At 61.8% G+C, this 18,275-nt stretch carries 15 protein-coding genes and 3 pseudogenes; 5 read left to right on the top strand and 13 right to left on the bottom strand.

What is annotated here, in order from left to right:
* Positions 1–515, top strand: a pseudogene (locus NKF06_RS14110) (ABC transporter ATP-binding protein); the annotation flags it as partial.
* 74 nt (positions 516–589) lie between these two features.
* Here NKF06_RS14110 and NKF06_RS14105 read toward each other — a convergent pair.
* The 6 genes and pseudogenes from NKF06_RS14105 to NKF06_RS14080 form a co-directional block, all read right to left on the bottom strand.
* Positions 590–901, bottom strand: coding sequence for a hypothetical protein (locus tag NKF06_RS14105; protein WP_253245766.1), 312 nt, complete (start codon positions 899–901; stop codon positions 590–592).
* A gap of 297 nt (positions 902–1,198) precedes the next feature.
* Positions 1,199–1,498 (bottom strand): ABC transporter substrate-binding protein, encoded by a 300-nt coding sequence (locus NKF06_RS14100; protein WP_253245765.1) that lies wholly within the window; start codon positions 1,496–1,498, stop codon positions 1,199–1,201.
* 353 nt (positions 1,499–1,851) lie between these two features.
* On the bottom strand, positions 1,852–2,280 hold the full coding sequence (locus NKF06_RS14095) for a CopG family ribbon-helix-helix protein (protein WP_253245764.1): 429 nt from the start codon (positions 2,278–2,280) through the stop codon (positions 1,852–1,854).
* A 179-nt stretch (positions 2,281–2,459) separates the two neighbouring features.
* Entirely contained in the window at positions 2,460–3,509 is a 1,050-nt protein-coding gene (locus tag NKF06_RS14090) for a PQQ-binding-like beta-propeller repeat protein (RefSeq protein ID WP_253245763.1), read from the bottom strand.
* A gap of 442 nt (positions 3,510–3,951) precedes the next feature.
* Positions 3,952–5,282 (bottom strand): annotated as a pseudogene (locus tag NKF06_RS14085) (transposase).
* Entirely contained in the window at positions 5,279–5,434 is a 156-nt protein-coding gene (locus NKF06_RS14080; RefSeq protein WP_007540613.1) for a DUF2080 family transposase-associated protein, read from the bottom strand. Before NKF06_RS14080 ends, NKF06_RS14085 begins: the two are co-directional and overlap by 4 nt.
* A 53-nt stretch (positions 5,435–5,487) precedes the next feature.
* Here NKF06_RS14080 and tnpA point away from each other — a divergent pair.
* Positions 5,488–5,989, top strand: a pseudogene (tnpA, locus tag NKF06_RS14075) (IS200/IS605 family transposase).
* On the opposite strand, the gene NKF06_RS14070 reads toward tnpA, so the two are convergent.
* Positions 5,986–7,176, bottom strand: a complete 1,191-nt coding sequence (locus tag NKF06_RS14070; RefSeq protein ID WP_253245762.1) for a DUF3179 domain-containing (seleno)protein — start codon at positions 7,174–7,176, stop codon at positions 5,986–5,988. The pseudogene tnpA and the gene NKF06_RS14070 sit on opposite strands and share 4 nt — an antisense overlap.
* 208 nt (positions 7,177–7,384) lie before the next feature.
* Complete coding sequence (locus tag NKF06_RS14065; RefSeq protein ID WP_253245761.1) at positions 7,385–7,756, bottom strand: helix-turn-helix domain-containing protein; 372 nt, start codon at positions 7,754–7,756, stop codon at positions 7,385–7,387.
* A 321-nt stretch (positions 7,757–8,077) separates the two neighbouring features.
* Between NKF06_RS14065 and NKF06_RS14060 the strand changes: the two genes are divergently transcribed.
* From NKF06_RS14060 to NKF06_RS14050, 3 genes are all read left to right on the top strand, one after another.
* Complete coding sequence (locus NKF06_RS14060; RefSeq protein ID WP_253245760.1) at positions 8,078–8,620, top strand: hypothetical protein; 543 nt, start codon at positions 8,078–8,080, stop codon at positions 8,618–8,620.
* Between the two features lie 295 nt (positions 8,621–8,915).
* The gene (locus tag NKF06_RS14055; RefSeq protein WP_253245759.1) at positions 8,916–10,721 is read left to right on the top strand and encodes a PAS domain S-box protein; all 1,806 of its coding nucleotides are present in this window, start codon (positions 8,916–8,918) and stop codon (positions 10,719–10,721) included.
* A 90-nt stretch (positions 10,722–10,811) separates the two neighbouring features.
* Positions 10,812–11,666: an MBL fold metallo-hydrolase gene (locus tag NKF06_RS14050; RefSeq protein ID WP_253245758.1), complete on the top strand. Its 855-nt coding sequence runs from the start codon at positions 10,812–10,814 to the stop codon at positions 11,664–11,666.
* Between the two features lie 102 nt (positions 11,667–11,768).
* On the opposite strand, the gene NKF06_RS14045 is transcribed toward NKF06_RS14050, so the two are convergent.
* From NKF06_RS14045 to NKF06_RS14025, 5 genes are all read right to left on the bottom strand, one after another.
* The gene (locus NKF06_RS14045; protein ID WP_253245757.1) at positions 11,769–12,815 is read right to left on the bottom strand and encodes a PAS domain-containing sensor histidine kinase; all 1,047 of its coding nucleotides are present in this window, start codon (positions 12,813–12,815) and stop codon (positions 11,769–11,771) included.
* Positions 12,816–13,010: 195 nt separating this feature from the next.
* Complete coding sequence (locus NKF06_RS14040; RefSeq protein ID WP_253245756.1) at positions 13,011–14,021, bottom strand: HEAT repeat domain-containing protein; 1,011 nt, start codon at positions 14,019–14,021, stop codon at positions 13,011–13,013.
* Positions 14,022–14,127: 106 nt separating this feature from the next.
* Complete coding sequence (locus NKF06_RS14035) at positions 14,128–15,402, bottom strand: transposase (RefSeq protein ID WP_253245755.1); 1,275 nt, start codon at positions 15,400–15,402, stop codon at positions 14,128–14,130.
* A 193-nt stretch (positions 15,403–15,595) separates the two neighbouring features.
* On the bottom strand, positions 15,596–16,852 hold the full coding sequence (locus tag NKF06_RS14030) for a PQQ-binding-like beta-propeller repeat protein (RefSeq protein WP_253245754.1): 1,257 nt from the start codon (positions 16,850–16,852) through the stop codon (positions 15,596–15,598).
* Positions 16,842–18,032, bottom strand: coding sequence for a PQQ-binding-like beta-propeller repeat protein (locus NKF06_RS14025; protein WP_253245753.1), 1,191 nt, complete (start codon positions 18,030–18,032; stop codon positions 16,842–16,844). Before NKF06_RS14025 ends, NKF06_RS14030 begins: the two co-directional genes overlap by 11 nt.
* Between the last annotated feature and the right edge of the window lie 243 nt (positions 18,033–18,275).

Below are 18,275 nucleotides of genomic sequence, written 5' to 3'. Positions count from 1 at the left end.
ACAACGAGCCGGCGAACCTGTTCGTCGCGGGCTTCATCGGCTCGCCCTCGATGAACTTCGCCGAGGCGACGGTCACAGAGGACTCGCTTTCGACGGCGAACTTCTCGCTCGCGTTCGATCCGGCGTCTGTCAAGGCTGTTGACGTGGGCGACGAGGTGACTGTCGGGATTCGTCCCGAAGATATCTATCCCGGCGGAACGCGCGTCGAAGTGGAAGATCCCTCTTCGCTCATCTCCACGCGTGTCGATATTCTCGAACCAATGGGTGACGAGATATTCGCGTACATGCTGTTGGGCGAACGCCGCACATCGATGGACCAGTCGAGAACCGATGACCAACTGCTGATGAGCGTTGACCCCGACTCAACGATTCAAGAAGACACGGACGTCGAAGTCGTGATAGACCGAGAGAACGTCCACCTCTTCGAGACGGCGTCAGGCGACGCACTCGCCCACGGCTTGTCCCCCGTTTCAGCCGAGTTAGAGAACGAAACGACAGCCGACGCAGGCGACTGAAACGACCCGACGACTCTCGCCGTCATCGACGAGGTCATTGACGAGGGTATGGGCCGTCCCTTCGTCAATATCCGCTACTGCGACGCGAGCAGCATCTTGACCGAATCGGATGTTCCCGCAGACGGTTCGCCACGGGAACAAGGCACCATCTCCGACCCCAAAACGGGGACGACAATCGCAGTCGAGGTTGCGAACAGATCCACGAACGCGCGCACCGACGCGACCGGTCCCGGAACCAGATATGACGGCTGGGTCATCATCGCGCCGATCCACCAGACGATGAGGAACGCGGTCAGCCCACCGAGTCCACGCAGAGATCTCTTCGAGTCTGCCTCGAAGCGGGGCGTGACCGTCGCGTTGGAGTTGGAGTCGGTCTGAAGGCTCATTACTGGATGGCGTCGTAGGGGCTGAACGCGAACAGGTCCTCGGTCGCGACCAGTGCCTCGATGTTGCCGACGTTCGCGACGAACTCACCCATCGCTGCGGTTTGCTCGGTGATTGCGTGGGGGCCGAGATGAACGCAGACGCCCGGGAGTCCAGTGCTTCCGTGGCCAGTTGCTCGCTCACGCCGGACCCGATCACCGACGCGACGTGAGTAGCGGCCACATCAGGCGAATTTGCCGTGAACTCGGTCGCCGCCGTGTGCTGTTCGACCAGCGACTGGGCGACCTCGCCGTCGTCAATCACCCGCTGGTTCGCGAACAGCACCCGAAAAGCGCGACGTCGACGTCCCCGCCGGCGAAGGCCTTGACGACGCTGGGGCCAGAGCTGAACCGCTCTATTGAGACCTCCGCTGGAGCCTCCTCGTAGTAGCCCTCTCGTTCCATCACGTAGTGTTGCATGTTCGGGTAAATTGGGACGTACGCGACGGTCACAGAGTCCAGTGACCCGCAACTTTGACCGAGACAGCCAACGATCCCCGTCGCAGCAACCGTACTTACACCCGCTTTCTGGACCAATCTTCGTTGCGTGAGTTCGGCCATCGTTGTTGTTAACTTTGTAAATGGTTATAATAATAACCCTGAATTATAAAATAGAGATTAATATTTGTGGCTGATGGTCGAGTCAACGTTGAAGAAGTCGCTGGTGTCCGTAGTGCGAGAACGGTGAGTCGAAGAAGTAAGTCAGTATGAGAGACTCGTCCGGTGTGTACGGCCGTTTGACCGTTCATCTCGGGCCTCACCGGCACGAGAAACTCGAAGGGCTGAGATTGGAGTCGGCTCCACTCTCAGACACCAATCGGACTGCAAACCACGATAGCCGACTATAGTCGCTATTTCTCCGCCTACAGCGGACGGAGATGCCAGTCCGGGATATCCGAACGTGAAAAGTGAATTTAGCTCATATCCGCGAGCGGACCGAAGTCGTCGACCGGAAGTACCGAATAATCGATCGTAAGCGTGTCTTTCGTCGCTCTGATCTTCCCGACGAACGTCGAGATGTCTTCGAGCGATCCCTCGAGAACGAACAATTCCATACAGTGGTGCCCGCCGACATGACTGTGGAAGTTCGACGCAACGATGTCCTCGTACTCGTGGCGAAGTCGCATCATCTTCTCTTCGACGCTCGTCGTCTCGTAATCGAAGACGACGGTAACGACGCCCATCAGTTCGCGGTCTTCGAGTTTCTTGTCCTCGAACTCACCGAGGAGGTTCCGACTCGCCTCTCGGAGCACTTCGCTCCGGCCAGTATATCCGTGGTCGTCCGAAAACTGGTCGATTCGCTCAAGTAGTTCTTCCGGCATCGAGACGCTAACGACGACCATGTAACAACTAGGCCACCATCAAATATTAAACCTTATTATTCGATTGGAACGGAGTGATGAAGGATTCGGACGAGACAGCGTCGAACGTCGTTTGGAACGGACGCGAGTTTCGGCCACCGGTGAATCTCAATCAGTATCGTTCTTCCGCGCTGAGTAGCCTGGTCTGCTGGGCTGTCCTCCTACGTCTCCCCAAGTGCAACCACGGCTCCGTCCGATTCGGGCACGAAGATCGCCGCTGGAGTCACGATGGCACGACCGACGCCACCTGGAGTCGTGGTCCATCGCTCTTCCCCGGTTGCTCGAGAGAGCGCGGTGAGTTGTCCTTCGCTTCGGAAGAGAACAGTATCGCCGGCTACAGTCGGCGCTCCAACCGGTTCTCCGTCTGATTCGTGTGTCCAAGACTTCTCCCCGTTCCAGTCGACCGCGTAGACCGCGTTCCCAGCGGACACGTAAACGTGCTGACCATCGACCGCGAGGGGCCGTGCCCTTGGACTGCGGACATTGAACGACCACTGACGTGTACCATCCGTGTCGAACGCAGTTACGAGTTGGTGACTCTGCACAACGACTCCCTTCGAATGCGCCACTGGTCCACCAGTCACGGCCCGCGTAGATGCTTCCCATTCTGTGTCACCAGTTGTGGCGTCCAACGCGACCACGCCGGTAGACCCTGACTGCGAACCGAGATAGAGCGTGTCGCCGAGAACGGCGACTGGTTCGGTGAATGTTCGTCCACCTGCCGCTGCGTCTACCTGTTGTGACCACTGCACGGACCCGTCCCATACCGATAGTGCGTGGACCCGGCCGCTCCAATCGGGGACGTAAACCGTTCCACCATCAATCGTGGGTGCCGCCGTGAGGCGGGCGTCGATGTCGACGAGCCAGTCCTCCTCGCCGTACCGCTTCCGAAATGCGACGACACGACCCTGTTCGAGTCCCCGTTTAGCCGTCACGACGATGTGGTCACCAGCTACTGCGGGTGGCCCATTCGGCTCCGAGCGGAGTGGCACCTGCCACCGTTCCTCGCCTGTCGCTGCGCTCAACGAATGAAGCCGGTATCGACGGCGTGCCGTATCGGAAATCGCATCGACGGGGACGTATAGTCGTCCGGCGTCGACTGCCGGTGTTCCAGTGGCACGTGCCTGACTGAGGTCGGTTTGCCAGACCGTCTTCGGGTCCCTCGGACCCGATGTCACCCGTTGAGTATGACCGGGGTTTCGACCGATCATCGGCCACGTCCCGTCGACGTCTCCGAGATCACCCGAGGAGCGAGACGGCGAGAGACAGCCAGCAAGCGCAACACCTGTCGAACCGAGGGCTGTGAGGAGTTGGCGGCGCGTATGGGAGGGCACGGCAGCTAATTCTTTCAGGAAATACGTAACTTCGGGGGGATACCCGAATCGGAAACGCGATTACTCACCTCCGAGGCGTTTCGCACGGAGCGAACGGGAGCATTTCGAACCGTACTACCCCAACGTTCGGGCTTCCCGAGCTGACGAGACGCGTTGCGTCTCGTTCACATCTCGTCAGCCCATCGGCCCTGCGGACTCGTCGGAATCCGGTGGGTTTCGGGATGTCAGAACGCAGAGCGTTCGGGGGACGTCTTCAGTCGCGAGAGGATGTCAACAGCCGTGAACCGCCTCGGGGTCAAGCCCCGAGGCTTCCCGTGGTTTAGTCGGACACTCCCATCCGACCATCGGCCTGATAGCCTCGAACGGTCGGGTGGGTCACGGTCGGGGCGTCCACAGCCCCCGATGCCTGCCGTCTCAAAGTCACCTTGTGACTTTGCGGGCTGCACAAGAGCTGCGCTCTTGTGAACGTCGCACCTTCCGAACAACGGGAAGGCTATTGAGAGCAGGCACATTCCAATCGAGTTTCTTCACACCTTTTACGGCGATATTGACGCTTGCACCACGGTCGCTGTGGTCTTGATACTCACAGGACTTGCACTTGAACCGCTTTTTGTGACGGTTCGCACGTTCTGTATGTCCACACATCGGACACCGTTGGCTCGTGTACGCGGGGTCAATCCACGCGGTCGGGATGCCCTAGAACGACGCCTTGTACGATGTATAGAACTGTAGGGCACGGAACGGGAGATGGTGCAAGCGTCGGTTCATCCGAGTGCCGTAGTTGATACTGTCGCGCATCTCTTTGAGGTCTTCAAAGACGATGCACGGCTTCTCGAACTGCTGGCTCCACTCTACTATGTGCCGAGACACTTTGTGGAGCCGGTCGCGGACAAACCGTTCTTCGCGCCCTTCGAGCGTGTCGTGGATGTTGTCCTTCCCCGCCTTCTGCACGCGCTTCCGCATCGTGAAGTAGCGATGACGCTCGAACTTGATTTCGGGGAAGTCGATGACCAACGTGTCTTCGACGCCATCCTCTGAGAGTGCGGTGAGGGCCACGTTGCCCTCGTTCACGTCCACACCGACGACCGTCCGCGAGTCCTGCTTGTCTCGAACGGTCTGCTCGGTGTTGGTGACGTTGACGTGCAACTCGGGATTATCGTTGTAGAACAGGGCTTCTGCCGTTCCAATTTTCCACTCGTCGCTTTCGAGTGCAGTCTTGAGAATACCGAGGTGAGCGTCACTCCCTTTGAGGACGCCCTTGACGTGCTTGTACGGTTTCGCGCTGATACGGAACGCCACGTCGCCATCGTCGGTGAGCGACAGGTTGTACCCCTCCTCGTAGTTCGCACGAAGCGGGTACGCACCCTCCTTGGTATGACTCGGGAGTCCTAAGTCGTCGTACTCGTAGTAGTTCTCCATCGCCCCGAGTGCCTTCGCAACGACGCGCTGAGTCGTGTTCTTCACGAGGTTAGCGTCGTCGGCCACCCGGTCGGGAATCGTATTCCAGTCTACGCCTTCTTTGGCGAGACGGATGGTTTCGTTGTACACCGAGCGGGCTTCGAGCGTGGCGTCGTACAACAGGCTCTCGTTGTCACTCTGGATGTTGAGTTGGAAGTCCAGAGTCTTGACGAGAGCCTGTGAGCCGGTCATTCTTCGTCTTGCTCGGTGGGTTCAGAGGTTCGGACGACTTTCACGTCGGCCCCACGCCAGCGTTTAGGGACGGTGACGTGGGCACTATTCCCGAACGGTTTGACCTCGCCGTCGAGAACTTCCTCGCCGTCGATTTCAAAGCGATTCGCCATATTTGTGTATATACATTGGATATACTTAACTGTGTTGGTGGAGTGGATTCGATATGTGTGAGAAGCGGTCGAATCACACGGCTTACAACGTCAACTACCACTTCGTGTGGTGTCCGAAGTCTCGCAAGACCTCCGTCTTGCGGACATCGCTGAGCTTCGCTCAGCTTAGTACCGTCACGCGATTCTCGAACCCATCGAGGATTCGTTGGAAGCGAGTTTCCGCGACGTGTGTGACGAGTATGATTACGAGATACTGTCGTCGTCCGAAAATCTTCGATTTTCGTGATCACGAGAGACAAAGTCTCTCGAATACTCCACATCTCTCCCGACCACGTACATTTGTTCCTCTCCGCCCACCCGAAACACGCGCCGAGCGAGATTGCACGGACTGTCAAGAGCATCACGGCGCGGGAGATGTGGGAACAGCACGAGTCGTTCTTAGAGGAGTATTTGTGGGGTGGTGGATTCTGGGAACGGTCGTACTACATTGGAACGGCAGGAACAGTCTCAACGGGAATGATTGAGCGGTACATCGAGCGGACAGAACACGTCTAAGTGTCGGCTTCACCCTCGGGGTCAAGCCCCGAGGCACTCGCCTTGTTTTCTCTGTAGAATCGTGCGGTTTCGTGGTCGCTCTGCCACGAGAACGCGAAGGTCCAGCGGGCAGGGAGCCGACTGAGAGTCCGCCCGTCCGTACTCTCCCCGGTTGCGACGTCCCACTTGGCCCCGTCTCCCACGAAGCGGTCGGGGTCGTCGGTTGCTTCGAAGCTGAACCCCGGCGCGTCATACGCAACGAGTTCGTCGTCGGTCGCAAACACGACGACATCGGTCTCCCCCACGGTCGCCCGGACGACGCCGTCAGCGGCCTCGACATGTGGCCTCGGGAAGCCGAGCGCGGCACCGTCGGTCGAAACGCCAAGGACCCGCGTTTTTGCCCGGAGCCCATCGAGCCCCTGGTTGTCCCATTCTCGGGTCCCACCATGGACGGGAGGAAAGCCGAACACACGACCGCTCTCGTAGAGCGCCATCGGTTCGCCATCGTACTGAACACTCCTCTCGGACCGTCCGAGCACCCAATCCGACAGTTCGACACCCGCCTGCATCAGACGGAAAAATGGACGAATGCTGACGTCGCTGGAGCCGTGTTGGGGGTCTCGAGCGAGGTTGGCAGCACGGACGAACTTGGAGACGCCGTCAAGGAACTCCCGTCCTGCAGGGTTCGAAATCAAACGAGTGGCGGTCTTCTCGAACCGGTAGAACAGATACGGTGTCGGCTCTTCGGGCGGGGCCAGCACGACGCCGGCTGGATACGCGTCTTGGAACGAGTTCCACGTCGTCATGCGTGCCGACTGAAGCGGCAGCGTCACCCCTTCGAGGTTACCGCTGAGCCCCTCCCCGGTCGACTGCTTCCACTCCGTCCCCGTCTCGATATCGCGCATGACGAAGTTGTTGTCAGCGAGTTTCCCGGCGAACTCGAACGTGAGCTCCTGTTTCTCGATCGTCCGCTCGTATACGACACCACTCCCACAGAGCGGACACCACGCTACGAGAACCGGCGTACCATCGACCGTGTCGTTGACCATATGGTGGAGGTCGAGAATCGGGATTGGATACGCTCGTGCACTCTCGTCCGTCTCGACGACGAGAACCTCGTCGTTCGGATCGCCCGCGTAGTCCGTGACGAACCGTGGTGTGGTAATACTGGGAATGAACTCCGAGTCGAAGCCGTGGATTATCTCCATCAATTAATTCCTCGTCTGAACAACGGCGAGGAACAGCAATAAGTATAATCTAACTGATAAGTTAGGAAGGGGTATCGAACTCAGTTACAGTGTCTCTCGAAAGGGAGTTACTGCGAGGTGAGTCCTGCCGGGCGTCTTCGAAGACAACGTGAGGGGTTCGACGGAAACAGAGGTGCTACCCGCTACTGAAGTAGTGAGATAACAGGAACTACGATGTTTCGAGTTGACCGAGATAATCGAGGTAGCTGTCTGTCCACTCGTCGACAGCTTCGATCACCTGCTCTAACGCGGTTCCGGCCTCGGTCAGCGAGTATTCCACCTTCACGGGTCGGTCATCGATGACAGTACGCCGAACGAGGTGATGTTCCTCGAGCGCCTCAAGCGACTCCGAGAGCACTTTGTCCGAGATACCATCGATGCGTTCGTTGAGTTCGTTATACCGGAGTCCGTCCTCGACGAGCAACCGCTCGATAATCGTCCGAGTCCACTTGCGGCGGGTCAACCCTATCACGTCGGTAACCGGCATTCCCTCGCCTTCGAAGACCGGGTCGAAGACGAATTCGTTGTCCGCTTGGTCCATACGTCTCGGTATTCGGTGCTGAAAAATAATCTTGCCCGTGACACCTGCGACGGTGGACAGTTTCCACGGTGTTCGAGGCCAGGAGACGACACGCTGTCAACCACGTATTCCTGACACCGCTTCGAGGAGGTCTGCACGCTCATCGAGGAGAACACGCACGAGGAGTTGCAGAACGAGTTGGTTTCGACTCACCAGCGAGATCGAGGAGTGGCAGGCAACCTACGATGTCGGGACGCGGAAGGAGTTCAAACAGTCGCCCGCGAGCATCATCTGCAAGCGTAGTGGCAAAAATATATGATTATGAGTTCGGATGATTCTGCTATGAGCCCTCCACTCTCACGTCGTCAGCTACTTTCACGCAGTAGTGCAGTCGGAACAGTTGCCCTCGCTGGGTGCCTTGGCGTTGTTACAGGAAACGAGGATCAACGCTGTGCTCCGGGGTATCGTGATGTCGGAGACGCGTTCACAAAGCGGTCAATAGTGAACTATCTGAGGTATGCGTCGTTGACGGTCCCGCAATCGGTTTCTCTTGGTGGAACACTGATAGCGAGACTCACAAACGAGTCCGCTGACTCACTCACCACATTCGGGAAATCTAGGTACATGATTCAGCAGTTAGGACCGGACGGTAAGTGGCGGAATTCCATCGGTGTAGCCGAAGAACACGAGTGGTCGTCGTCCCACCGGATTCTAGCGCCTGGTGAAGAGCTCCAGTGGGAGATGAGACTCCGCGCCAACGAATTTTCAGGCCCGTACCAGCGGTGTACAACGCATGGACCAGCCACGTACCGGTTCATCTACTGGGGTTTCTCCGAACACGATGCAGGCATCGCACTCGCTGCTCCGTTCGAGATTGTTGAATAGCGCGTGTTTGTACACTCGTGGTCTGTCTTAGGCGAGCAGAGCCTATTGTCGTGAAACTGTGTCAGAGACCATTTGTGTGCTGTATTCAGCACGCGTGTAAACGGCTATCAACGCTCGTACCGGTGGGACAGAAATATCGCCCTGAGTTCGAACTCGGGACTCGTTGATAGTCGGGTCGGCGTCCGCAACATGGCATACAATTACAACTATTCACGTGGCATTGAGATGAGTCGTGTCTCCTCCGGCCGCGCCCACCCTTAAGTATCTACTTAGCGAACATTCAGGCGGAATAGATATGAGCGAGTTAGTGGACGAGGTGGTCGTCCTGTACGTCGACGACGACGAGGACTTCACCGAACTGACGGCGACGTTCCTCGAACGGGAACACAACCGGTTCCGGGTCGAGACGGCCGCCTCGGTCACCGAGGGGCTCGACCGCGTGGCAGACGCGGAGTTCGACTGCGTCGTGTCTGACTACGACATGCCCGAGCGCGACGGGTTAGACTTCCTCGAAGCCCTCCGCGAGAACGCGCCGGACCTCCCCTTCATCCTCTTTACTGGCAAAGGAAGCGAGGAGGTCGCGAGCGACGCAATCTCCGCGGGCGTCACCGACTACCTCCAGAAAGAACACGGGACAAGCCAGTACACCGTGCTCGCTAACCGTATCGAAAACGCGGTCGAGCAGTACCGCTCACAGCGCGCGCTCGAGACGAGCGAACAACGCCTTTCGCTGTTCATCGAACAGTCGCCGCTCGGCGTCCTCGAGTACGACAGCGACTTCCAAATCGTCGGACTCAACGAGCGCGGTGAGGAGATTCTGGGCTATACCGAATCGGAACTCCGCGGCCACAGCTGGGAGCTCATCGTCGCAGACGACAGTTACGACAACGTCGACGACGTCACGGACCAGCTTGCAGTCGCGGAGGGCGGCTACCACAGCATCGACGAGAACGTCCGGAAGGACGGCGAACACATCCGCTGTGAATGGCACAACCGAGTCATCACCGACGACAACGGCGAAGTCGTCGGCATCATCTCGCTGTTCCAAGACGTGACCGAGCGAACCCACCGTGAGGACGAACTCGAACGGACCAACGCCCTGCTCTCGACGCTCATCCGGTCGCTCCCGGTCGGCGTCCTCGCCGAAAACAGCGATCGGACCGTCCTCGCGATTAACGAGCGACTGCTCGAACTGTTCGGTATCTCGGAACCGTCGACGGAACTCATCGGCGCTGACTGTCAGGAACTGGCACAGATGGCCAGTGAACTCGTGGTTGACTCGGAGGACTTCGTCGAGCGCGTCGACGAACTGATCGCCGGGACGGAGTCAGCCCACAACGAGACAGTCGCCCTGACGAACGGTCGGACGCTCAACCGAAGCTACGAACCGATCGAACTCCCCGAGGGGACCGGCCACCTCTGGATGTATCGCGACACGACCGAGCAACGCGAGCGAGAGCAACAGCTCCAGCACCAAAACGAGCGGCTGAGCGAGTTTGCGAGCGTCGTCAGCCACGACCTCCGGAACCCGCTAAACGTGGCCGCAGGGAACGTGGAACTGGCCCGCCAAGACCACGAAAGCGACCGTCTTGCGACCGCCGCGCGGGCGTTAGACCGCATCGACGACCTCATCGAGGATCTGCTCACACTCGCCCGAAGGGGTGACAACGTCGGTGAACTGGAACCGGTGTCCTTGGATCCGCTCGTCTCCAACTGCTGGAGGACCATCGAAACGGCCGGCGCTGAACTCCAGACAGAGTTGACGGCGACGGTCATCGCCGACCGAAGCCGGCTCCAACAGCTCGTCGAGAACCTCATCAGGAACAGCATCGAACACGGTGGAGAGGGCGTGGCGGTGACGGTCGGTGAATTCCCGGGCGAGTTCTACGTGGAAGACGACGGTGTCGGCATCCCGGTCGAGCGCCGCGACACCATCTTCGAGGCCGGCCACACAACCTCACGTACGGGCACCGGATTCGGGCTCGCTATCGTCAAGCAGGTCGCCGAGGCCCACGGGTGGAGCGTCAGCGTCACCGAATCAGATACCGGCGGGGCACGATTCGAGATTACGGGAGTCACGTTCGCTGCTGGCGACGACTGAACCCCGCGTCGGAAGTTTTTACAGGACCCGTGCGGACCGCTGTCACATGTACTATCACGGCGAATCCGACAGCGCGGCGCGGAGCGTCCGATGACGATTACGAGCGATTGGGGCGAATGGTGGGCGCGAGAGGAACTCAACGGTGTCGATGTCGAGGAGGGGGTCTCGCTGTGGTATCTCGGCGTCGCCGGCTGGGCGATACGGACGCCGGAGACTGCCATCTACATCGACCCGTACTTCAGTACCGAGCGGGACCGCGAGTACGTCGCGCGGATGTCGCCGGTGCCGATGGAGCCGCAGTGGGCGGACGCCTGCGACGCGGTCTTCTGCACCCACGACCACCGCGACCACTTCTGGCCGCCCTCGTTCGGACCGCTTCTCGACCACGGCGGCGCTGTCCACGCGCCCGTCGAGTGCTTCGAGAACTTCGACGTGAGCGCAATCGGCGAGGCGAAGCGGACCGTCGTCGAACCCGGTGACAGTTACGGGGTCGGCGACCTCACGGTCCACGTCAGAGGCGGGTACGACCCGGACGCGGACGGCACGGTGACGTACGTTATCGAGCACGAGACGGGCACCATCTTCCACGGCGGCGACAACCGTCCCTGCGAGGCGTTCCACGAGATTGGTTCGGAGTTCGACATCGACCTCGGGATGCTCTCCTACGGCACTGACGCCCGCGTCGTCGAAGACGGCGAGGTCATCACGCGCAAACTCTACAACGACGCGGACGAGATGGTCGAGGCTGCGAACGCGCTCGGTATCGACCGCCTGATTCCCGAGCACTGGCGGCGCTGGCGGTCGATTCACGCCGACCCCGGCGCGCTCTCGAAGGCGGCGACGACGTTCGAGTACCCGCACGTAATCGAGGAGGTCGAAGTCGGCGACCGCTTCCGACTCGACCGGCCGGGTGTCGTCCCACCGGCGCGCCTCGGCGGTGAGTGAATCTCCAACCCGTCTCCGAGTGCTTCTGCCCTCACGGCGACGTCGCGCAGCGCCCCCACCTCAAGGGCGATGTCGTACTGTACCGCAGAAACCGCAGTCGAGTCAGTCGGTGCGCGGAAGTTCAACGACGAAGACGCTCCCGGTCGGTTCGTTGTCTTCGACCCATACCTCGCCACCGTACTGCGTGACCAAGGTGTCGACGAGGTAGAGTCCAATGCCCGTGCCGGGGCTCTCGAGACCTCGCTCACCTTTTCCGAACACGATGTCTTTCTTGTCGTCGGGGATTCCCGGCCCGTTGTCGGCGATTCGAATCTCGACGTCGTCCGCTCGGACCGTACACGAGACCTCGACGTGAGGTGCGTCCGTGTCGTTGTGTTGGACCGCGTTGTTCAGGAGGTTCCGAAACACCGAACTGAGCATGCTATTCCCGGCGACCTCGACGTCGGGTATCGTCCCCTCGACTACGAACGTCGCCTCCGGGAAAGACTCCTCGCGAAGCGATAGCTCGGTTTCGAGGATCGAGCGAAGCGGGACCGACGCGATGGTGAGACTATCGTCCGATACGACCGTCTCAACGTAGTCGCGCGCGACCTCGGTGAGTCCGACGACGTGCTCACCGCTGTCGAGAATTTTCTGGAGGTACTCGCTCCCGCTGGCATCGACGTGGTCTTCGAGTGTCTCGGCCCACCCGAGTACGACTCCCATATCGTTGCGGATGTCGTGGCGGACGATTCGGTTCAGCAGTTCGAGTTCTCGCTCCCGGCGTTTCTGCTCCGTGATGTCCGTACAGATACCGACGACCTCCGAGACGTCGCCGTCGTCATCGCGGAGGAGCACCTGCCGCGTCAGTACCCAGCGAACCGACCCATCGGGTCGGACGACGCGACCCTCGTACGCCTCGTCGTGGGCCCCTTGGGCCGAGGCCTCGATGTGCTGTCGCACCCGGTCGCGGTCCTCGGGATGGATGGCGTCGAGCAACCGCGTGATGTCATCCACGACGTCATCGGGTGGAATCCCCCAGATGTCTTCGAAGCCGGCGCTGATATAGTCAAACTCGCCAGGGGTGGACACCGTCCAAAGCGCGACCCCGTCAAGCTGGTCGAACAGGTCCTGGAAATCGCGCCGTCGGCCAAGCGAGCTGTTACGCATACAGGGGTGTTTCGGGGCAAGTCGAATAAGTACCGGTCACGGAGTCAGACGGCGGAGTAACCCGCGACAAAGCTCCAGCCTGAAGCGTGAGACCCCTTCGTGGACGAGCAAAATAGCACCCGACGACGCTCACCGCCGTCGACGACGAGACGCGGTGGCTCTCGGAGAACACGGGAAGTACCGCTCTCTCGACCTTCAGTACGGAGCGCCGCAACTCGGACACATCGGCGGCGCGCCCTCGGGGAGGTCGACGCCGCAGTGGGGACACTCCCCGTCGGCGTCTGACGACGTAATCTCCGTGACCGCGTCGTCGGTCGTGTCTCGGACGCCGGCCAGCGACCCAACGCCTTCGGCCGGTGACTCCGTGGAGCCTCCCGCCGACGCAGCCCGGAGAAACCGGACCCGTTCGGCGACGAACGCAGCCGCCTCGTCGGATTCCGCGTCGAGCACCGAGTCCGGTACCCGAACCGCCTCGCCGCTCCCGCGGGCCAACAGTCCGAGTGCCTCGGCGGCGCGCCCCCGGACGAAGGCGTTCTCGTCGGTGAGTCGAGCCGAGAGCGCCGTCCGAGCCTCGGCGATCGAACCCGGCGCGCCGCAGCCGACGACCACCACCGCCGTACAGAGGTGATAGCGAACCAGTTCGTCACCGTCGTCGAGGTGTTCAGCGAGCGCCGAGACGCGGTGGCGAAGCCGGCTGGGGTCGCCGAGCGCGACGCATTCGAGCGCCTTCGCCAACTTCTGTTTCACCTCGGGTTCGTCGAACGAGAGGCCGACGCGGAGGTCCGCGAGCACTGCCGGCGAAGCGACCGCGTCGGGGTGTTCGAGCGCGACGTAGCCCAGCGCCTCGGCCGACCGGGCGCGGACGTAGTAGAACTCGTCCTCGTCGGCGAGTCGCTCGGCGAGCGACGGAATGGCGGGAGCGACCGCGTCGGGGGCGGCCGCCGCGACCGTGACGAGCGCCTTCGCAGTCAGCAATCGGACGGCGCGGTCGTCGTCGGTGAGAAACGGCGTGACGTCGGGGAGGAACGACTCGAACGCAGTCGGGCGGTCGTCGGCGAGACGTCGAAGCGCTCGGAGCGCCTGTTTCCGGTCCTCGGCCGACGCCGTTCGAAGCTCCCCGAGCGCCCCGCTCACCGCCTCGTAGGTGCTGTCTTCGACTGATTCGACGAGGCGCTCCAGCGGGGGTGCGTGGCGTGTGTCGTCCATCGGTTCGTGCTCCTCGTTGGCGCAGTATCCCTTCGGTACAGCATTGACATCCTCCCGCGCCTGAAGACGCGGGAATCCCACGGCACCGCACCGCTGAGTTGGGATATTACGGTTCGCGGTGAGCAACCTGTTCTCGTGGGGCGAAAACACCCTCACTACGGTCGAACAGGTGAACCGCTGGCTGTGCCAACCAGCCGTTATCCCTATCACCGCCATCCGTGGCGAGACTCGGGAGTACCTTTTGTCGAATATTCTCCGCACCATTCACGTCCGCGTTCGCCACCGTCTCGCACTCCTCACACACGTACAGTCCACGTTCAACGCGCTGATTCTTGTCTGTGTGACCACACACTGAACATGACTTCAACGTATCGCGTTCCGACACCAACTCCACGTCGATGCCTTCCGCTTCCGCCTTGTAGTCGAGAAGCGTTGTGAAGCGGTCGAACGCCCACCCGTGTAAGTCGAGGTTGCCGTGGTCGCCCCAATTCCGAGAGTCGCCCGTCTCGTCATCCTCTCGAATGCCGCCGAGGTCACCAACGACAAGCATCCCGACATCTCGTTCGACACACTGTTCCACGATTGCTTTCGAGAGGGAGTGTAAGAAGTGTGTCCGGCGACCAGTCCGCTTCCGGTCAAGACAAGTCGCCTCACGGGACGAGGAATCGTCGCACTTGGCCTTCTTTTTCGTGAAGTAGTATTCGTCCTCTTTGAGTGCGCCACCGGGGTACAACACCGACTCGCCACCGAACGAGACGGCGGCAAAGTTGCAAATCCCAAGGTCAACACCAGCCACCTCGTCACCCGATGGTTCCGGGTCGATAGTGGTGCGACAGACGAACTGAAGTCGCCACTCGTCGCGTTTGTAGACGGCGCGAACCTGTTGAATATCCCACTCGGTTAGGTCAACATCTGGGCGAGTCTGGTACTCGCACAGTATGAAGTCTGAGCGGTGTTCTTTGAGGTTGCGGCCTTTCGAGAGGCGAACACGGGTGAACTGTGCATCGTGTTTGAAGCCAGCCGCTTTGAACGACACGGTTGAACGTGGGTGGGAGTCTCCGTTTTTGCGGTAGCCGGGCGGTCGAGCACGGTCGTCGCCGTTCTGACGCTTGCCGAACCAGCCGTTGAACGCTTCAGCGAGTTCTTCGAGAACGCGCTGACTGGATTGAGAATGCAAGTCCGTGTAGCGTTCGTGGCTTTTGAGTTCGGCTTTGAGTTCCCCGTCATCGGGAATCTCGCCCGTTTCGTCCCACTGTTCTTGTGCGTAGTAGCGACCGACGTTCCAGAGTTTTGAGGCGGCCCATCCGAGTTGGTTGAGGTAGTCACGAACCTGTTGCTGGTTCGTGATCGTGGCCTCGAAGGTTCGGATGGTTCGACTCATTTTCTGTCTTCATAACTGGTTATGAATGCCGTTTTGTTAATAGTGGCGGTTGACGTGGGATATCCGGCTTACCATCGAACGGTGGTTGGTGTAGGGTATTGTCGGATTCATCCTGCGCCTAAAGGCGCAGGTATTCTCCTTGATTCTGTATAAGTTGGTGGGTGCGCCGCGCGCCGCCAACGCCGAGCGGGACTCAGTCCAGCGGGAACCGCGCGACTGCGCCGTCGCCGACGTACGAGGCGAACACCGACGCCGACTCGACGCGGAGCGAAAGCCGGCTGTGCGATTCGGGTTCGTACGCCCACCGCGTCTCGCCAGTCTCTCGGGCCAAAACCTCGAAGCCCCGGTCCCAAGCGGGGACGACACGAGAATCCGTGACGGCGAGCGAGTCGAGCGACGGGAGTCCGGTCACGGTGTGCCACCGCCGCGTGCCGTCGCGGCCGAAGCAGTCGACTCGGCCGAGAATCCCGCCGTCGGGGTCGTCGACGCGGCTCCCGACGAACACCGCGTCGTTCGTGGTCTCGACCGTCCGAATCATATAGCCCGCGAGGTTCGCCCATAGTTTCTCTCCCGTCTCGCGGTCAAACGCGAGCAGTTCCGCGTGCCCGTCCGCCCGGTTGCGAGTGAGGTACACCTGCGACCCGAGGACCATCGTGCGCCCGGCGTCGCCGATGGGGGTTCGCCACCGAACGTTTCCGTCCGAGGGTTCGTAAGCCACCAACGTCCCGTCCCACACGGCGACGACGAGTCGGGAGTCCGCGGCCACGTTTGGGAGCCACCGCTCAGGTTCGGTCCGCCACCGGACGCTCCCATCCGACGGCGAGAGCGAGACGACGCGCGATTCGGTCTCGCTCACCGGCACGCGAACCACGACCGAGTCGTCGGTGAGGCCGTCGAGGAGATACGACGAGACGGCCAGTTCGAAGCGTCGGTCGCCGGTCTGCGGGTCGTAGCCCGTGAGCGTGTTCTCCGGGGGAGCGAAGTCGAGTTCGGCGACGAGCGACTCGGTGCGGACGAGCCGCGCTCGGTGGGCCGTGCCCTCGTCCCGCCACAGTTCGTCGCCCGAGGAATCGACGGCGTAGAGGTCGCCGTCGGTGCTGTGGACGTGGTACGGGCCGCCGGACGGCGGGGCGACGGGGCGCGTCTCTATCGGGCCGCCCGTCTCGAACCGGAGTGCGGTCGACCCGTCCTCGCGCCGCAGGCCGTACAGCGCCTTGTCCTGCATCCCGGTGAGGACGAGGTCATCGGTGACGGCGGGCGGACCGGCCATGAACGCCCCGTCGATGTCGCGTCGCCAGACCGGCCGTCTCCCGCCGAGATCCGGAATCGCGCTACAGCCGGCGATGGCGAGCGAGCCGACGGCCGCAAGGCCGCCGAGCACCTCGCGGCGGGAGACGTTTCGGTCCCGGGTTCCGTCCGACTCCGTCCGCCCCGAGCGCTCACTCGGCATCGAGCACCTCCGAGTCGAGGCGGGCGAGTTGCCACTCCTGTCCGAGGTAGACGCCGTCGCCCGCTGTGACGGCCCAGTTCACCGTGCCGCCGTCTTGGTAGCCCTCGAACCGGTAGTCGCCGAGGAGAGTGCCGTCGGTCGCGTGGACGTACAGCGCGGTCGGGTCGAACGGGACGGTCCCGCTGTGCCCCCGGACGAGGATATCCGACCCCACGACGGTCACCAGTCGGTCGCCGACACGGGTCGGCCCGCAGGTCACGGGGCCGGCCAGTTCGCGCCGCCACAGCCGGGTTCCCGACTCGGCGTCGAAGGCGTACAGGAAGTAGTCCGCGCCGCCGACATACACGCGGCCGTCGGAGACGAGCGGCCGGGCGAACACGGTGTTTTGGAGTGACCCACGCCACCGAACCTCGCCGGTCGCCGCGTCGAGCGCCAGCAGTTCCTCGGTCGCGCTCCCGACGAAGACGGCGTCACCGGTGACCGTCACCGACGACGGCGACGGACCCACGTCGACGCGCCACGATTCGGAGCCATCGGTGGCGAACCGACGGAGCGTTCCGTCGAGGACAGGCGCGACGACGCCGGCATCGGAACCGTCGCCGACAGGTGCGGCGGCGGGCGCACCGGCGAGCGAGGCCGGAAGCTCGGCGCGGAAGCGTCGGTCGCCCTCCTCGCGGGACAGCCCGAGCAGTCGGTCCACCACGTCGTTTTCCGTGCCCGAGATGGGGAAGACGACGGTGTCGTCGGCGACGACGGGCGGGTACTGAACGACGCCCGGGTCGGCTCTGTCGACGCCCGCCAACCCGGTGTTCCACGCTCGCTCGCCCGCCTCGTAATCGACCGCCGTGGCCCGCCCTGTCTTCGAGAACAGGTACGCGTACTGGTCGTCGACACCGAGCGGCGACCGATAGCCCTTCCGGCCGGTCACCGCCCATCCCTCCTCGCCGGTCTCGGGGTCGAGCGCGGACACCATCGGGTCAGCGTGAAACGGGCTCCCGGTTCCGACGAGCAGGGGGCCGGACGGCGGGCGCAAGGCGCGGGTCGGAGTTCGCACGCCCGCCGTCCACGCGGTCGGCATCGGGAGCGAATCGTCGTGGCCCGTGAGGGTCGCACAGCCGGCGAGCCCGGCGGCGAGCGCCGGAATCGCCTTCAGCGCGTCGCGTCGCGAATAGGAGGGCATCAGCGAGGACGTGTGGTCCGGCTGATAATACTCCTGTTGGTTTCGACGGCGGCGCGACCGGCCGCGGCCGGCGGGTCTCCGAGCGGGGAGCCACGAAGGTTTTTATCCCGCGCCGAGACGGCGGGCGTATGCTCTCCAGACGAGAGGTGCTGGCCGCGGGCGGAGCCGCGCTCGCGGGTGGCCTCGCCGGCTGTGGTAGTTCCCCGCCGACCCCGGACGCGACGTTCGACGCGCCGACGACGG

This window comes from Haloferax sp. AB510, assembly GCF_024136985.1.
Taxonomy (GTDB): domain Archaea; phylum Halobacteriota; class Halobacteria; order Halobacteriales; family Haloferacaceae; genus Haloferax.
This window is presented reverse-complemented; position numbering and strand designations above follow the sequence as displayed.

What these genes read in the sequence shown, in the direction of transcription:
- NKF06_RS14025 (WP_253245753.1), bottom strand. Translation starts at nt 18,032, where the DNA reads ATGCCCTCCTATTCGCGACGCGACGCGCTGAAGGCGATTCCGGCGCTC.
- NKF06_RS14050 (WP_253245758.1), top strand. Translation starts at nt 10,812, where the DNA reads ATGACGATTACGAGCGATTGGGGCGAATGGTGGGCGCGAGAGGAACTC.
- NKF06_RS14070 (WP_253245762.1), bottom strand. Translation starts at nt 7,176, where the DNA reads ATGGAGATAATCCACGGCTTCGACTCGGAGTTCATTCCCAGTATTACC.
- NKF06_RS14090 (WP_253245763.1), bottom strand. Translation starts at nt 3,509, where the DNA reads ATGATCGGTCGAAACCCCGGTCATACTCAACGGGTGACATCGGGTCCG.
- NKF06_RS14100 (WP_253245765.1), bottom strand. Translation starts at nt 1,498, where the DNA reads ATGGCCGAACTCACGCAACGAAGATTGGTCCAGAAAGCGGGTGTAAGT.
- NKF06_RS14040 (WP_253245756.1), bottom strand. Translation starts at nt 14,021, where the DNA reads ATGGACGACACACGCCACGCACCCCCGCTGGAGCGCCTCGTCGAATCA.
- NKF06_RS14095 (WP_253245764.1), bottom strand. Translation starts at nt 2,280, where the DNA reads ATGGTCGTCGTTAGCGTCTCGATGCCGGAAGAACTACTTGAGCGAATC.
- NKF06_RS14045 (WP_253245757.1), bottom strand. Translation starts at nt 12,815, where the DNA reads ATGCGTAACAGCTCGCTTGGCCGACGGCGCGATTTCCAGGACCTGTTC.
- NKF06_RS14105 (WP_253245766.1), bottom strand. Translation starts at nt 901, where the DNA reads ATGAGCCTTCAGACCGACTCCAACTCCAACGCGACGGTCACGCCCCGC.
- NKF06_RS14035 (WP_253245755.1), bottom strand. Translation starts at nt 15,402, where the DNA reads ATGAGTCGAACCATCCGAACCTTCGAGGCCACGATCACGAACCAGCAA.
- NKF06_RS14030 (WP_253245754.1), bottom strand. Translation starts at nt 16,852, where the DNA reads ATGCCGAGTGAGCGCTCGGGGCGGACGGAGTCGGACGGAACCCGGGAC.
- NKF06_RS14060 (WP_253245760.1), top strand. Translation starts at nt 8,078, where the DNA reads ATGAGCCCTCCACTCTCACGTCGTCAGCTACTTTCACGCAGTAGTGCA.
- NKF06_RS14080 (WP_007540613.1), bottom strand. Translation starts at nt 5,434, where the DNA reads ATGGCGAATCGCTTTGAAATCGACGGCGAGGAAGTTCTCGACGGCGAG.
- NKF06_RS14055 (WP_253245759.1), top strand. Translation starts at nt 8,916, where the DNA reads ATGAGCGAGTTAGTGGACGAGGTGGTCGTCCTGTACGTCGACGACGAC.
- NKF06_RS14065 (WP_253245761.1), bottom strand. Translation starts at nt 7,756, where the DNA reads ATGGACCAAGCGGACAACGAATTCGTCTTCGACCCGGTCTTCGAAGGC.